At 61.8% G+C, this 15,778-nt stretch carries 15 protein-coding genes; 8 read left to right on the top strand and 7 right to left on the bottom strand.

Annotated elements, in window-relative coordinates; genetic code table 11:
* The first annotated feature begins 52 nt into the window (after positions 1-52).
* From VWZ85_RS05960 to hpaH, 5 genes are read left to right on the top strand one after another with little or no spacing between them, the layout of a single operon-like run.
* Entirely contained in the window at positions 53-442 is a 390-nt protein-coding gene (locus VWZ85_RS05960; RefSeq protein WP_416534261.1) for a 5-carboxymethyl-2-hydroxymuconate isomerase, read from the top strand.
* A complete protein-coding gene (hpaE, locus tag VWZ85_RS05955; protein WP_416587382.1) occupies positions 439-1,950 on the top strand; it encodes a 5-carboxymethyl-2-hydroxymuconate semialdehyde dehydrogenase in 1,512 nt (503 codons plus the stop codon). Before VWZ85_RS05960 ends, hpaE begins: the two co-directional genes overlap by 4 nt.
* Positions 1,950-2,933 (top strand): 3,4-dihydroxyphenylacetate 2,3-dioxygenase, encoded by a 984-nt coding sequence (gene hpaD, locus VWZ85_RS05950; RefSeq protein WP_416587381.1) that lies wholly within the window; start codon positions 1,950-1,952, stop codon positions 2,931-2,933. Before hpaE ends, hpaD begins: the two co-directional genes overlap by 1 nt.
* The gene (locus VWZ85_RS05945) at positions 2,930-3,784 is read left to right on the top strand and encodes a fumarylacetoacetate hydrolase family protein (protein ID WP_416587380.1); all 855 of its coding nucleotides are present in this window, start codon (positions 2,930-2,932) and stop codon (positions 3,782-3,784) included. The genes hpaD and VWZ85_RS05945 overlap by 4 nt, the downstream gene beginning before the upstream one ends.
* On the top strand, positions 3,781-4,581 hold the full coding sequence (gene hpaH / locus VWZ85_RS05940; protein ID WP_416587379.1) for a 2-oxo-hept-4-ene-1,7-dioate hydratase: 801 nt from the start codon (positions 3,781-3,783) through the stop codon (positions 4,579-4,581). Before VWZ85_RS05945 ends, hpaH begins: the two co-directional genes overlap by 4 nt.
* Positions 4,582-4,603: 22 nt before the next feature.
* Here the strand turns inward: hpaH and VWZ85_RS05935 are convergent, their stop codons facing one another.
* The 3 genes from VWZ85_RS05935 to VWZ85_RS05925 form a co-directional block, all read right to left on the bottom strand.
* Positions 4,604-5,593: a Hint domain-containing protein gene (locus VWZ85_RS05935; RefSeq protein WP_416587378.1), complete on the bottom strand. Its 990-nt coding sequence runs from the start codon at positions 5,591-5,593 to the stop codon at positions 4,604-4,606.
* A complete protein-coding gene (locus VWZ85_RS05930) occupies positions 5,594-5,791 on the bottom strand; it encodes a hypothetical protein (RefSeq protein WP_416534267.1) in 198 nt (65 codons plus the stop codon). It abuts the gene before it with no gap.
* Between the two features lie 165 nt (positions 5,792-5,956).
* Positions 5,957-6,871 (bottom strand): rhodanese-related sulfurtransferase, encoded by a 915-nt coding sequence (locus VWZ85_RS05925; protein ID WP_416534268.1) that lies wholly within the window; start codon positions 6,869-6,871, stop codon positions 5,957-5,959.
* 121 nt (positions 6,872-6,992) lie between these two features.
* Here VWZ85_RS05925 and pncA point away from each other — a divergent pair, with 121 nt between their 5' ends.
* From pncA to pncB, 3 genes are all read left to right on the top strand, one after another.
* Positions 6,993-7,598 carry a bifunctional nicotinamidase/pyrazinamidase gene (pncA, locus tag VWZ85_RS05920; RefSeq protein WP_340546379.1) on the top strand — a complete coding sequence of 202 codons (606 nt, stop codon included), beginning with the start codon at positions 6,993-6,995 and terminating at the stop codon, positions 7,596-7,598.
* 58 nt (positions 7,599-7,656) lie between these two features.
* Positions 7,657-9,921: an ATP-binding protein gene (locus VWZ85_RS05915; RefSeq protein ID WP_416587377.1), complete on the top strand. Its 2,265-nt coding sequence runs from the start codon at positions 7,657-7,659 to the stop codon at positions 9,919-9,921.
* 64 nt (positions 9,922-9,985) lie between these two features.
* Complete coding sequence (pncB, locus tag VWZ85_RS05910; protein WP_416587376.1) at positions 9,986-11,275, top strand: nicotinate phosphoribosyltransferase; 1,290 nt, start codon at positions 9,986-9,988, stop codon at positions 11,273-11,275.
* 125 nt (positions 11,276-11,400) lie between these two features.
* Here pncB and VWZ85_RS05905 read toward each other — a convergent pair whose 3' ends face one another.
* From VWZ85_RS05905 to VWZ85_RS05890, 4 genes are read right to left on the bottom strand one after another with little or no spacing between them, the layout of a single operon-like run.
* A complete protein-coding gene (locus tag VWZ85_RS05905) occupies positions 11,401-12,858 on the bottom strand; it encodes an aldehyde dehydrogenase family protein (protein ID WP_416587375.1) in 1,458 nt (485 codons plus the stop codon).
* On the bottom strand, positions 12,851-13,324 hold the full coding sequence (locus VWZ85_RS05900; protein WP_260078801.1) for a GNAT family N-acetyltransferase: 474 nt from the start codon (positions 13,322-13,324) through the stop codon (positions 12,851-12,853). The genes VWZ85_RS05905 and VWZ85_RS05900 overlap by 8 nt, the downstream gene beginning before the upstream one ends.
* Positions 13,321-14,928 (bottom strand): ABC transporter ATP-binding protein, encoded by a 1,608-nt coding sequence (locus tag VWZ85_RS05895; protein WP_416587374.1) that lies wholly within the window; start codon positions 14,926-14,928, stop codon positions 13,321-13,323. Before VWZ85_RS05895 ends, VWZ85_RS05900 begins: the two co-directional genes overlap by 4 nt.
* Positions 14,925-15,740 carry an ABC transporter permease gene (locus VWZ85_RS05890; RefSeq protein WP_340546385.1) on the bottom strand — a complete coding sequence of 272 codons (816 nt, stop codon included), beginning with the start codon at positions 15,738-15,740 and terminating at the stop codon, positions 14,925-14,927. The genes VWZ85_RS05895 and VWZ85_RS05890 overlap by 4 nt, the downstream gene beginning before the upstream one ends.
* Between the last annotated feature and the right edge of the window lie 38 nt (positions 15,741-15,778).

Here is a 15,778-nt window from a genome sequence, read left to right as displayed (position 1 = left end):
GCCGTGTGCTTTTTACTTAACTTGATAAGCAATAAGTCGCCAAGGTGCCCTGATGCCCCATTTCCAGATCGAATATTCCGCCAATCTAGAGGACGTGCTGGACATCTCTGCACTGTGCGAGGCGATCCGCGCAGAGGCGGCCGCGATCGACACCTTTCCCATTGCAGGGATCCGGGTGCGGGCGCTGCGCGTCGATCATGTGGCAATTGCCGATGGCAACCCGGACCATGGTTTCATCGACCTGTCCATCCGCCTGCGGGAGGGGCGCAGCGACACCGTAAAGCAAGACGCAACCGCCCGTATCTTTGCCGTGCTGCGCAACTTCGTGGCCCCGGCGATGGATCGCCATTCCATCGCCCTGTCAGCAGAGATGCGCGACATCAACGCAGCGCTTTCACCGAAATTCGGAAATATCCGTGATCATCTGGAGGACCCGGCATGAGCCAGCTCGACAGCCATATCCGCAAATTGGACAGCTATCTGGAGCGGTTCCGTGCCACCGGGATCCAGAACCGGATTGCCGGCGCCGATGTGGCCGGCGGAGCAGGGGTGTTTCAGACCATCTCGCCGGTGGACAAAAGCGTGATCTGCGATGTTGCCCAGGGCTCAGCCGCAGATATCGACGCCGCCGCCCGCGCCGCGCAGCAGGCCTTTGCAGATTGGCGCGACCTGTCGGCCTCTGAACGCAGGAAGATCCTCATTCGGATCGCCGAAGGCATCGAAGCCCGCGCCGAAGAAATCGCGCTCTGTGAATGCTGGGATACTGGCCAGGCCTATAAATTCATGTCCAAAGCGGCGCTGCGCGGAGCCGAGAATTTCCGGTATTTTGCCGATCAGGTTGTGCAGGCGCGCGATGGCCAGCATCTCAAATCCCCAACCCTGATGAATGTGACCACCCGTGTGCCTATCGGCCCGGTTGGGGTGATCACGCCGTGGAACACACCCTTCATGCTCTCGACCTGGAAAATTGCGCCGGCGCTAGCGGCGGGATGTACCGTCGTTCACAAACCCGCCGAAGCCTCACCGCTGACCGCGCGGCTGCTGGTCGAGATCGCCGAGGAGGCCGGACTGCCACCGGGTGTGCTGAACACTGTCAACGGGTTCGGCGATGAGGTGGGCAAGGCGCTGTGCGAACACCCGGCGATCCGGGCCATCGCCTTTGTCGGGGAATCGCGCACCGGCAGCCTGATCGTCAAACAGGGCGCCGATACGCTGAAGCGCAACCATCTTGAGCTGGGCGGCAAGAACCCCGTCATCGTGTTTGAGGATGCCGATCTTGAGCGCGCGCTCGATGCGGTGATCTTCATGATCTATTCGATCAATGGCGAACGCTGCACCTCCTCCTCCCGGCTTCTGGTCCAGGACAGCATCCGCGCCGACTTCGAAACCCGGCTGATCGAGCGCATCAACAATATCAGGGTTGGCCACCCCCTGGATCCCGCGACCGAGATCGGCCCGCTTGTCAGCGAGGAGCATTTCAACAAGGTCACTAGCTATTTCGGCATTGCCAAAGACGACGGCGCGACGATTGCCGCCGGCGGCGAGGTGCTGGGCAACGAGGGGTATTTCGTCCGCCCGACGCTGTTCACCGGTGCCCGCAACGATATGCGGATCGCGCAGGAGGAGATCTTTGGCCCGGTGCTGACCTCAATCCCCTTTGCGACCGAGGAGGAGGCGCTGGCGCTGGCCAATGACACCGCCTATGGGCTCACCGGATATCTCTGGACCAACGATCTGACGCGGGCGCTGCGCTTCACCGACAAGCTGGAAGCGGGCATGATCTGGGTGAACTCGGAGAATGTGCGCCATCTGCCCACGCCCTTTGGTGGCGTCAAGGCCTCCGGCATCGGTCGCGACGGCGGCGACTGGTCGTTTGAGTTCTACATGGAGCAAAAACACATCGGCTTTGCCACCGGCTCCCATAAGATCACCAAGCTAGGAGCGCTCTGATGCCTGTTCCCGCCCCAAATCTCTATCCCGATTTCAACACGATCCGGCTCAGCCACGTTTGCCTGAACGTCAAGGATCTGGCCGCCTCCAAGCGTTTCTACACCGAGATCCTCGGTCTTCAGGTCAGCGACGAGGACACACAGCGCGTCTACCTGCGCGCGATGGAGGAGCGCGGTCACCACTGCGTGATCCTGCAACAATCAGATCAGCCGGGCACGGTTGAGGTGATGGGGTTCAAGACCTTTGACGAGGAGGATCTGGACCGCGCCGACGCCTATTTCCGCAAGAAGGGACGGCCAACAGAATGGGTGCAGCGCCCGTATCAAAGGCGTACGCTGCTGACCTCGGACAATATGGGGATCCCGCTGGAATTCTACCACAAGATGGACCGGCTGGAGCCGATCCACCAGCAATATGCGCTCTATCGTGGTGTGAAACCTTTGCGGATCGATCATTTCAACTGCTTCAGTCATGATGTCGATGCCTCGGTCGCCTTCTACAGTGATTTCGGCTTTCGGGTGACGGAATATACCGAAGACGAAGACAGCAAGAAACTCTGGGCGGCCTGGCTGCATCGCAAAGGTGGCGTGCATGACATGGCCTTCACCAATGGCACCGGCCCGCGTATGCACCATGTGGCCTTCTGGGTGCCGAACCCGCTCAATATCATCGACCTGCTCGATTTGATGGCGACCACCGGCTATGTGACCAATATCGAACGCGGCCCCGGCCGACATGGCATTTCCAACGCCTTCTTCCTTTATATCCTCGATCCCGATGGCCACCGGATCGAAATCTACTGTTCCGATTATCAGACCGTCGATCCCGACCTTGAACCGATCAAATGGGATCTGAAGGATCCGCAGCGCCAGACGCTCTGGGGGGCGCCGGCCCCGGAAAGCTGGTTCAAACATGGCAGCCGTTTTGTCGGCGTCACGCCGAGGGAGTCGGAGTTACAAGCCAGCCCGATCATCGCGCCATGAAGTTTGCAAGTTACAGCGCCGCCGGGCAGGCTTTCTACGGGGCCGCAACCGATGACGGGATGATCGCGCTTAGCCCGGACTTCCCGCAATGGCCGACCCTGCTGGATGTGGTGCGCGCGGGCGGGCTGGATCAGCTGATGGTCGCGGTCGAGGGCAGATCCGTCACCCACACAGATGTGCAGTACGACATGGTGCTGCCCAATGCGCGGCGGATCCTCTGTGTCGGCGTCAACTTCCCGGATCGCAATGCCGAATACAAAGACGGCAGCGAGCAGCCGAAATACATGTCGCTGTTCCCCCGCTTTGCCAGTGGCTTCACTGGCCACAATCGCCCGCTCATCCGCCCCCCCGAAAGCCATATGCTCGATTATGAGGGCGAGGTGGCGATTGTCATCGGCAAAGGCGGGCGGCGCATCGCACCGGCCGACGCCTATGACCATATCGCCGCGCTCACCATCTGCAACGAAGGCACCATCCGCGACTGGGTGCGCCACGCGAAATTCAACGTCACCCAGGGCAAGAACTGGGACAACTCCGGTGCCATCGGCCCCTGGCTGGTGCCGTTCCGGGATCCGGCGCAGCTGGATCACGCGCGCATCATCACCCGTGTGAACGGAGAGGTCAGGCAGGACGATGTCCTGTCGCGCATGATGCACCCGATCCGGAGGGAGATCGAATATATCTCCACCTTCATGACGCTTGAGCCGGGCGATATTATCGTGACCGGAACCCCCACCGGGTCCGGCGCACGGCTGGATCCGCCGCAGTTCCTGAAACCCGGCGATGTGGTTGAGATCGAGGTTTCCGGCATCGGCACGCTGCGCAACACGATCGAGGACGAAGCCCCATGACACCGCAGGATCACGCGAGGGCCGCAGAGGATCTCCTGCGGGCGGAGGCAACGGGACAGCAGATCGGCCTGCTCAGCAGACGCTATCCGCAGATGGATATGGACGATTCCTATGCGATCCAGAAGGCGATCTGCGAAGCCAAGCTGGCGCAGGGGCACAACGTCGTCGGCTGGAAAATAGGCCTCACCTCCAAGGCGATGCAATACGCGCTGAACATCGACATACCCGACAGCGGTATCCTGTTTGACGACATGGTGTTTTCACATGGCACGACAGTTCCCGCCGGTCGTTTCATCCAGCCGCGGATCGAGGCGGAGATCGCCTTTGTCATGAAACGCGCCCTCAATGGCGGCGATATTACCCGTGCTGCGGTGCTTGCCGCCACCGACTATGTGGCACCCGCGCTCGAGATCCTCGACACGCGCATCGCGCGCAAGGACAGGGAAACCGGCCAAAGCCGCAACGTATTCGACACCATCAGCGACAATGCGGCTAACGCAGGTGTCGTACTGGGACCGCAGCGCCACGCGGTCGACGCCTTTGATCTGCGCTGGGTCGGGGCAATCACATCGCGCAATGGCGAGGTTGAGGAAACGGGGCTTGGTGCAGGCGTGCTTAATGATCCGGTCGAAAGCGTGGTCTGGCTGGCCCGCCGCATGGCGCAATATGGCCAGCGCATCGAACCCGGTCAGATCATCCTTTCCGGCAGCTTCATCCGCCCCGTCGAATGCCCCTCCGGCACTGCGATCAGGGCTGATTTCGGCCCCTTCGGCGCGGTGGAGATCACCTTCGCCTGAGACAACTTCACCTGTGCGATGCTTATGGCCCTGCGACGGCGCCGCTTGCGAGAATGGGCTTGTTGTTTTTCAGATGCCGCGCCACCAACCGGCGTTGCTGTCTGCCACTGGGGACATGGCAGGCCGTGCGGCATGCGGCCTGCGGCGCAAGCAGCTCGGGGAACAGCAGGGTGACCTCTTCATAGGCCTCCGGCGTCAGCGCCTTCAGCGCTTCGGCACCGGTAAACAGGCTCTCGGTCGGGGCACCCTCGGCAAAAATCACCTCATGCCTGTCGAACAACAGGTGGAAATACTCCACCGGCTCGCAGGTCTGCTCGATATCAATACCAGGCAGCTCGGTCAGCCGCACGGCGGCGACCAGCACATCGGCGTCGGCAAACATCCGTTCGCTGATCTTTGACGACACCAACATGCGATGCTGCCGAGACACCAGAAGATCGCGCATCGGCAGACCATGCCCCAGCGCCCCGGCGGTGATCCTGACCGGGCGCAGCTTGGGGTTGGCGCGCAGCGCATCCGCCGTCAGCGCGCGGCTCATCACCATACGCAGCGGCCGGTAGCTGCCATCAGCGACCAGCACGCGATCACCGACGGTCAGGGAGTCGACAGCCACCCGACCCCGTTGGGTTTCGATCAGGGTGCCGCGGACAAAACAGGTGATCTCGGAATAATTCCAGCCCGTGGTGTGGCTCTGGTAACTGCCAAGCGTCGCACCAACGGTGAATTCAGAACCCGGGCCGGGGACAAAATACCAGCTGCCGCCGGTGTTGAAGAAATAGAAGGTCTCGACATGGGGGGTGCCGCCGGTGTCGGTAAAGGAGACGTCAATGGCGTAAGGCTCCCCTACAGATCCGCCGAAGGCGCCCCCGTTGATGCTGATACTCTCGTTGCCGTCGGCACCGCCCTGATAGGCCCCGTCATCGTCATCCAGCGTCGCGGTATAGGATGTATTGTACTGGGCGTTGTAGCCAGCCGCGCTCCAATTGAAGGCTGTGACAGTATATTGTGGCATCTAGCTCTGCCCCTGCGATCCGCTATCGTCTTGCGACAGCGATTTGAACAGATGGCGCAGCCCTGCGGGATTGAGCTTGTACCGTATCGCCCCGGAGCCAAGCTCAGCCTCGGCCAACTGCCGCTCCGCCGCGTCCACCTCTGTGCCGCAGCGTGTTCTCAGATCGGAACAGAAGTCTTGGTTCTTGCGCGTCGCCATCACTCACCCGGCTCACTCTTTAATCATGGTTACCAATTACTTTAGGCGAGTGTGGCGTTTCGCCAAACAGTTTTTGCGCGACTCCACGCAGCGCCGCCGAAAAGGGGCCCGTAAATGCGCAGATCAGTGGCGATGTGATCGGTATCGCGGCGGCCGGCGCTGGCCTCAGCGCAGCGGCAGATGGCCCAGGTGGTCGTCGCCGCGTTCCCGCGCCAGTCTCATCTGTTTCTGCCGCTCGCGGAACCGGGCCTTGTCGGCCTCAGAGGTCTCATTGATACAGAGATGGCAGGACACCCCCTGCTCAAAGGCCGGATTGGATTTGTCCTCTGGCAGAATGGGCCTGCGGCAGCCGTTGCACAGCTCATGCGGACCTTCCAGCAACCCATGTCCGACGGACACCCGGCTGTCAAAGACGAAACATTCGCCGGTCCAGCTGCTGTCTTCCTGCGGCATCTCCTCAAGATAGCGCAGGATACCACCTTTCAGGTGATAGACATCCTCCACACCCTGACCAATCAGGAAGTTGGTGGATTTCTCGCAGCGGATGCCACCGGTGCAGAACATCGCAACACGCTTGTTGTGGAACCGGTCCTTGTTCTGTTCCCACCAGGCCGGAAATTCGCGGAAGCTCTCGGTCTTGGGGTCGATCGCGCCTTCGAAGGTACCGATGGCAACCTCGTAGTCATTGCGGGTGTCGATCACAACCACATCATCCGAGCGGATCAGATCGTTCCAGTCTTCCGGCTCCACGTAATGGCCGACGCGGGCACGCGGGTCGATGTCCGGCTGGCCCATAGTGACGATCTCTTTCTTCAGCCGCACCTTCATCTTGCCAAAGGGGGGCTTGTCGCTGGTAGCTTCCTTCCATTCAAGATCGCTGCAACCGGGCAGCGCCTTGATATGGGCCAGCACCGCATCAATCCCGGCGCGCGGGCCAGCAATGGTGCCGTTGATGCCTTCCTGCGCCAGCAGCAATGAGCCCCTGACCCCCTGCGCCTCGCAAAGGGCCAGAAGCGCCGGTTTCAGAGCGGCGGGATCGTCGAAACGGGTGAAGTGGTAGAGAGCGGCAATCGTATACATGGCGCCGCTCTACACCAAGCAGGCAAGGCGCTGCAAGGTCGTGGAATGCCGCATCGCCGCAGCTTTGTTGACGGGTGGGCGCAGGGGGCGTACCCCTGTCAGGCAAGACGTGGAGAACCCGATGACCAAAGCCCTGATCGTGATTGATGTTCAGCTGGATTTCTGCCCTGGCGGTGCCCTGGCGGTGCCGGACGGGGATCAGGTCGTGGCGCCAATCAATGCGATGATGCCTGACTACGACGCAGTGCTGATGACACAGGACTGGCACCCGGCCAACCACAGTTCCTTTGCTTCGCAACACCGCGACGCTGCCGCCTATGACAGCATCGACATGCCCTATGGCCCGCAGGTGCTCTGGCCCGATCACTGCGTGATCGACAGCGCCGGGGCGCAGTTCCACCCGGATCTGGACCTGCGTGGCGACCTGATTCTGCGCAAGGGTTACCGCCGTCATATCGACAGCTATTCGGCGTTCTTTGAAAACGACCAGAGCACGCCCACCGGATTGCACGGCTATCTGCAGGACCGCGGCATCCGCGATCTGACGCTGGTCGGGCTTGCCACCGATTTTTGTGTCGCATTTTCGGCACTGGATGCCGCCCGTTTAGGCTACGACGTGACAGTGGATTTGACAGCCTGCCGCGCGATTGATCTGGATGGCTCTCTGACAACCGCAGTGACGCATATGCAATCGGCAGGCGTGCGGCTGGTTGGTGCCTTTGGGTAAGTTATTAACGAATTGACGATATTCAGAGACTCGTCGTCATCAGGGACCTTGCAAAGAGATGCCGCAGGCCGATGCGCCCGACACTGGGCCGCTAGAAACCTATAGCAGGCGATACAGCCAACGCGGGCTGCTCAACCGCTATGCGGATGGGCGGTGCCGGTATTTTGCGTTCCGCCAGCTGATCATGGCAGGGCTGTCGGCGCTGATCGGTCTGCTGATATCGCCAATGGCTGGTCTCTTGGTCTTTGTGGTCGCGTTTCTCGGCGACCTGGTTGATACGCTCTACCTTATGCGGGCAACGCCGATTGCGGATAATGCCCCCTATAAGCGCGTGCTGGCCATCAGCAGCCTCACCGCTGGGGTGCAGGCGGTTTCCCTCTCCTTTCTGGCCTGTTCACCATCGTATTTCATCCACGCGGAAAACCACCTGCATCAGGCCCATGCCACGCCGCTGTTCACCGTCGGTATCCTGGTCGGGGCCGCCATCAATGCCACGGTGATCCTGCCCTATCAGATCTCTGCCGGTATCGTGCGGCTGGTGGTCTATGCGCTGACACCTCTGGTCAGCATCGCGATTGAAACCCTTGCCGATCACAGCACTGCCGTGATCGAGGTGCAGTCCTTTCAATTCGCCGGTCTGGGCGTGCTCTATGTCAGCGTCTTCTTCTTCGTCAGCTTTATCGCGGGTCGTTACCACCGCAGCCGGAAAAACACCCTGGCGATGGCCCTGCAACATAAGCAGCTGGCCAAGATCAACGCCAAGCTACAGGCCCAGCAGCTGCAATCCCAACAGCTTGCTCTGGTGGCCGAGAATGCCAACGACAGCGTCTTCCTCATGGATCAGGAGGGGCGGATCACATGGGTCAATGAGGCGTTCACCCGGATCACCGGCTACCGCTACGATGAGGCGATCGGCAGGATGCCGGGTGAGCTGCTGAACGGTGAAGACACCGATATGGCGGTGGTCAAGGCACTGGAGAAGGGGCGCGCCACCGGCAAACCGTTTCGGCTTGAGATCTGCAATCGTCGCAAGGATGGTCAGCGTCTGTGGCTGGAGACCAATCAGGTGCCGATGCTGCGCGACGACGGGACGGTGGAGACCATCATTGCCGTCGAACGTGATATCACCGCCTCCAAACAATACGAACAGCAGCTGAAGGATGCCCGCATCGCCGCGGAAGAGGGCGCGCGGGTGAAATCCGAATTCCTCGCCACCATGAGCCATGAGATCCGCACCCCGATGAACGGGGTTATCGGGATGGCGCAGATGCTGGAACGGACCAATCTGGATGACGAGCAAAAGCTCTATGCCGATACGATCCTCGGCTCGGCCCGCACCCTTTTGTCGCTGATCAACGATGTGCTTGATCTCTCGAAGATGGACGCGGGCGAGGTCATCCTGAGCGAGGTTGATTTTGATCTGCGCGCCTGTTTCCAGCAGACCTTGAAGCTGTTTGAACCGCAGGCGCAGGAGAAGGGCATCAGCCTTGATCTCGATATCGCGCCGGACGTGCCCCGGCTGATCAATGGCGACGACCGGCGCCTGCGCCAGGTCTTGCTGAATCTGGTCGGCAATGCGGTGAAATTCACCGAGACCGGCGGCGTTCGTGTCGCGGTGGCCACCACGCAGGCGGGCGACCGGCTGCGCCTGCGTTTCTCGGTCACCGATACAGGCATCGGCATCGCCAAGGACAAGCAGGATCAGATCTTTGAACGCTTCTCTCAGGCCGATGCGGCGATCACGCGGCGGTTTGGCGGCACCGGTCTTGGCCTCACCATATCGCGCCTCCTGTGCGAGGCGATGGGCGGTGAGATCGACGTGACCTCTGACCTTGGCAAAGGGGCCTGTTTTTCCGTCCACCTGCGCATGCAGCCTGCCACTGGCTCCGCCCTGTCCGACACCGACGGTATCACCCCGCAGGAAGAAGGCTGTTTGCAGGGGATGCGTATCCTCGTCGCTGAGGACAACAGGATCAACCGCCTCCTGGTTGAGAAATACCTTCAGGACGAACCGGTTACGCTGGAATTTGCCGTGGATGGCGCCGAGGCGGTCGAGAAAACGCCGGAGTTTGATCCCGATGTCATTCTGATGGATATGTCGATGCCGGTGATGAACGGGCTGGAGGCCACCCGCATGATCCGCGAGATGGAGATCCGCCAGCCTGTCATTGCGGCACTGACGGCCAATGCCTTTGATTCCGATCGCGAGGCCTGCCTGTCCGCCGGCATGGATGATTTCCTCAGCAAGCCGATCAACCGCGATGACCTGCTTGCGGTTCTGTGCAAACACAGCCTTCCTCAGGGTCGTCGCGCAGCAGTCTGATTTCCTTTGCTCCTGGCTGCGGCCTGTTTTATCAACCATTGAAACACGATGGATGAGGCCGCCTGTGGACATTGCAACCCGCGTCTATAACCACAAGTGGAAGATCGATCCGATCGTGCGCTCGCTGATCGACACTGATTTTTACAAACTGCTGATGTGCCAGTCGGTGTATCGCAATCGCCGCGACACCAATGTCCGCTTCTCGCTGATCAACCGATCCAAACATATCCCGCTGGCCGATCTGATCGACGAAGGCGAGCTGCGCGAACAGCTCGACCACATCCGCTCGCTATCGCTGTCGCGTGGCGAAAGCACCTGGCTGCGCGGCAATACGTTCTACGGCAAGCGCCAGATGTTCCGCTCCGATTTCATGGAGTGGTTCGAGGGTTTGCGCCTGCCGCCCTATGAGCTGGAGCGCAAGGGCGACCAATACGAACTGACGTTTGAAGGCAAATGGCCCGAGGTCATGCTCTGGGAAATCCCGGCCCTGTCGGTCCTTATGGAACTGCGCAGCCGCGCGGTGATCAACAGCATGGGCCGGTTTGAACTCCAGGTGCTCTATGCCCGCGCCATGACCCGGGTCTGGGAAAAGATTGAACAGCTGCGCGACATAGACGGCCTCAGCATCGCCGATTTCGGCACCCGCCGCCGTCATGGGTTTCTCTGGCAGGACTGGTGCGTGCAGGCGATGATGGAGGGGCTGGGCGATAAATTCACCGGTACCTCGAACTGCCTGATTGCCATGCGCCGCGAGGTCGAGGCTATTGGCACCAACGCCCATGAGCTGCCGATGGTCTATTCCGCGCTGGCCGAAGATGATGTCGCACTTGCGCGGGCCCCCTATGATGTGCTGTCCGACTGGCATGACGAGCATGAAGGCAATCTGCGCATCATCCTGCCCGATACCTATGGCACCCGGGGTTTCCTGGATCGCGCGCCGGACTGGCTGGCGGGCTGGACCGGCATCCGTATCGACAGCGGCGATCCCGCAAGCGGCGCCGAAACTGCGATCCGCTGGTGGCAGGAGCGGGGCGAGGACCCGCAGGACAAACGGGTGATCTTCTCCGACGGGTTGGATGTTGCCAAGATCAAGGAACTGCATGCGCAGTTTTCAGGCCGCACCAAAGTGTCCTTTGGCTGGGGCACGCTGCTGACCAATGACTTCCGCGGGCTGGTGCCGGATGACGGCCTCGCGCCGTTCTCCCTGGTGTGCAAGGCGGTGTCGGCCAATGGCCGCCCCACCGTCAAACTCTCCGACAACCCGGAAAAGGCGATGGGCCCGCAGGCTGAAATCGACCGTTACAAGCGGGTGTTTGGTGTCGGTGAACAGCAAAGCCAGGCGGTAATAGTCTAGAAATACTTCGCCCATCTGGGGCGTTGGGCGCGGATTTCCCAATAAGTTGCGGCAATAGATCTGCCCCAATGTTTCGCACGCGAAACAATGGGTGAGTCCTGCTGACCTTGATCGCGGGCGTCGGCCTAGCCGTGATAGGCCGCAACCGTTTTCAGCTGCGAAAACCCGTAGAGCGCCTCAAAGCCTTTTTCGCGGCCATGGCCCGATTTGCCCACCCCGCCAAAGGGCAGCTCAACCCCGCCACCGGCGCCATAGTTGTTGAGGAAGACCTGACCCGCGCGCAGGCGCTTGGCCAGCCGCATCTGGCGGGCGCCGTCGCGGGTCCAGATGCCCGCAACCAGCCCGTAGGCGGTGCTGTTGGCAATCCTGACCGCCTCTGCCTCATCCTCAAATGGGATCAGCACCTGCACCGGGCCGAATACCTCGTCCTGCGCCAGCGGATGATCCGCCGCAACATCTGCAAACAGGGTTGGGCGCACATAGGCTCCTTTGTCGCTGGCCGCCTCACTCAGCACACCCTGCGCCGCAATCGTGAGGTCGGCGCCCTGCGCCAGATAGCCCTCGACGATCTCTTTCTGCCGGGCGGAAATCAGCGGTCCCAGACGCAGGTCGGACAGGGCCGGCCCCACGGTCAGTCGGCTGTAGGCCTCGGCCATGGCGGCGCGCACCTGATCATAGACGCCCCGTTGCACCAGAATGCGCGAAGCGGCGGAACAGGTCTGGCCTGCGTTCTGGATCCCTGCGTTCACCAGAAACGGCAGGGCGGCCTCCAGATCGGCATCGTCAAACACCAGCTGCGGAGACTTCCCACCCAGTTCCAGCGTGACCGGCACCACATTGGCCCCTGCCGCCTGCTGCACCAGCGCGCCGGTTCTGACCGACCCGGTAAAGGAGATATGATCAACACCCGGATGCCCCGCCAGCGCCGCGCCAGCCTCGGCGCCGATGCCCGGAACCACGTTCAGCGCGCCTGCGGGCAGCCCGGCCTCCACCGCGATATGGGCAAAGGCGAGCGCGGTCAGGCAGGCTTCCTCGGCGGGTTTCAGGACGCAGGCATTGCCCATTGCCAGCGCGGCACCGACAGAACGGCCGATGATCTGCATCGGGTAGTTCCAGGGTACGATATGACCGGTGACCCCATGGGGTTCGCGCAGGGTGTAGACGGTATAACCGGCCTGATAGGGGATGGTCTCGCCATGCAGTTTGTCCGCCGCGCCGCCGTAGAATTCCAGATACCGCGCCAGCGCCACCGCATCCGCCCGCGCCTGTGTCAGCGGCTTGCCGACGTCCAGTGCCTCCAGCTGGGCGAGGGTCTCGCAGCGCTCCAGCACCATCTGGCCCATCCGGGTCAGAAGCCGCCCGCGTTCGGTAGCGGTCATCTCTCCCCAAACACCGTTCAGAGCGGTGCGGGCAGCGGCAACCGCGGCGTCAATGTCGCGGGAGTCACCACGGGCAATCTGGCAGAGGATATTGCCATCAGACGGGTTCGTGAGGGGAAGCGTTCCGCCCCCGGCAGGGGCCTGCAAGCTGCCACCGATCAGGCAGAGTGCGGGATCAAACCAAAGCGGCGCTGCGTCAGTCATTCTGGGCTCCTGCGATGTGGAAACTGTAACTCTTGATCTGATGCTCGGTAAAAGGCGCGCCTTCACGCAGCTGCTCGACCCCCTTCACGGCGCTGAGACAGGTGCCCCAGAACGCCACTGCATTGGGCGAGCCTGCGGAAATGCCCATTCGCCAATACCCCGGAAATTCGGCAAAGATCAGGCTGGCCGCGGCATGGCCGTACCCCTGCCTGCGATAGGCCGGATCAATGGCAAATTCCGACAGTTCACGGCGATCATCGGGCAGGTTAAGTACGATGGCAAACCCGATGCGGTCCTGCTCCTGGCGGATCCAGAACGCCGTCACATCCTTGCGGTGCAGCATCTGGCCTGCGCGCTCACTGGGGTCGATCCGCAGGTCCGGGGCAATTTCGGAGTAGTAGCGGGTCAGCGCCGCTGCCAGCCGCGCCCGTTCGCGCGGCAGGATCAAGGTCAGTCTAAAGCTCATGCAGCCCCCGTTTTCAGATCGGGTAGCACCGGAGCGGCTGCGATCAGAGATGTCGTATATGGATGTTGCGGATTGGCAAACAGATCTTCTGTCCTGCCGTGTTCGACGATCTGACCCTTTTGCATGACCAGACAGCGGTCGGTCATGCTGCGCACCACATGCAGGTCATGGCTGATGAACAGATAGCTGAGCCCATAGGAGGTGCAGAGCTCTGCCAGAAGGTCAAGGATCTGCGCCCGCACGGAGACATCCAGCGCCGAGACCGCTTCGTCAAACAGGATCAGCTCCGGCCGGGTGATGAGCGCGCGGGCAATGGCGATGCGCTGGCGCTGCCCGCCGGAAAACTGGTGGATATACCGGCCTGCGTCCTCGGGGTTGAGGCCAACGGCACTTAGTGCCTCAGCCACGCGATCGTCCCGGTCTTGCCCACTGGGGGCGTCTGGAACGCCGTGGAAGGGTTCGGTGATCAGCCGTGCGACGCGGTGGCGGGGGTTGAAACTGCCAAAGGGATCCTGGAACACCACCTGCATCTTGCGCCGCTGCTCGGCGCTCAACCCCCTGGGCGACAGCGGGGTGCCATCCAGCAGGATCTCGCCGCCTTGCAGCGGTTCCAGCCCCAGAATGGCGCGGGTCAGGGTGGACTTCCCGCAGCCGGATTCGCCCACCAGACCCAGCCGTTCGCCACGATGCAGGGCAAAGCTGACGTGATCCACCGCGCGCATATGGTCTGCTGGCGCAAACAGGCGTTTGCGTGGCAGGGGATAGTCGCGCACCGCGTCGCGCACCTCCAGAAGGGGGGTGTCCTGCGGGTCGGTATCCACCACCGGGGGCAGGGCGGTCTGATGGTTCGAGGCGGCAAAGAGTTTCTGCGTATAGGGATGACGGCGATTGGCAAGAAGCTGCGTCGTGCTGCCGGTCTCGACCACTTCGCCTTTTCGCATGACGACGATCTGGTCGGCCATATCAGCCACCACCGCCAGATCATGGGTGATGATGATCATCCCCATACCGTAGTCGCGCACCAGATCGCGCAGCAGGTCGAGGATCTGCGCCTGTGTTGTCACATCCAGCGCGGTTGTCGGCTCATCTGCGATCAGCAGCGCCGGCCGCATGGCGATGGCCATGGCGATGACCACGCGCTGGCGCTGGCCACCGGACAGCTCGTGCGGATAGCGGCTGAGCGGGAAGCGTTCGGCGGGCAGGCCCACCCGGTCCAGCAGGCTGCGCGCCTCTGCTTCGGCTTCGGCTTTGGTCACGCTGCTGTGTAGCAGGAGGGTTTCCATCACCTGATCGCCAATGCTCTGCACCGGGTTGAGCGCGGTCATCGGCTCCTGAAATACCATGCCAATCTTGCGCCCGCGCAGATTGCACATCTGCTCTTCGCTCAGCGCCAGCAGGTCCTGGCCCTCAAGGCTCAGATGCCCGGAGAGGCGGGTGCAATTGGGCAGAAGCCGCAGGATGGTCAGCGCGGTCAGGGATTTGCCGGACCCGCTTTCGCCGGTGATGGCTAGGATCTCGCCCGGATCTACCGACAGGGAGACATCACGCAGGATCGGGAAGGTCCCGATGGAGAGCGAGAGGTTGGTGATCTCAAGCAGGGTCACGCGCGACCTCCCTGCAATTTCGGGTCCAGCCAGTCGCGCAGCCCGTCCCCCATCAGGTTGAGGCCCAGAACGGTGAGGATGATCGCGCAGCCCGGCACCAGCGCCATATGGGGGGCGAGGCTGACCATGGTCTGCGCATCGGCCAGCATCCGGCCCCAGCTGGGCACCGGCGGTTGTGCGCCAAGGCCGACGTAGCTGAGCCCCGCCTCGGCCAGAATGCCAAGCGAGAACTGGATGGTGCCCTGCACGATCAGCAGGTTGGCGACATTGGGCAGGATATGTTCGGCTGAAATTCTGGTCGCGCCCTTGCCTGCGACGCGGGCGGCCAGAATGAACTCCCGCTGCCAGAGCGACAGCGCGGCGCCACGGGTGACGCGGGCAAAGACGGGGATGTTGAAAATGCCGATGGCGATGATCGCATTGATCGCACCGGCGCCAAGGATGGCGGTGATCAGGATGGCGATCACCAACGACGGGAAGGCAAAGACCAGATCATTGGCCCGCATGATGCCTTCGTCCAGCCAGGAGCCGCGTTTGGCTGCCGCGGCGAGGCCAAGCGGCACGCCAAGCCCCATGCCGATGCCCACCGCCACCAGTGCCACTGCAATCGAGGTGCGTGCGCCAACCATGATCATCGACAGGATATCGCGGCCAAAGTGATCGGTGCCGAGCCAGTGTATGGCGTTTGGGGCTTGCAGCTTGGCGGGGATGTTCATCGCGGTGTGGTCGTAAGGCGTCCAGATGAACGACAGCAGTGCTGCCAGCAGAACCAGTGCGGACAGGACACCACCAAGGATGAGACTACGGGTCATCGGGGGCCTCGCGTGTCGCGGAGTGGCTTGCGTCTGAC

Source organism: Phaeobacter sp. JH20_29, from assembly GCF_048056175.1.
Classification (GTDB): Bacteria; Pseudomonadota; Alphaproteobacteria; order Rhodobacterales; family Rhodobacteraceae; genus Phaeobacter; species Phaeobacter bryozoorum.
This window is presented reverse-complemented; position numbering and strand designations above follow the sequence as displayed.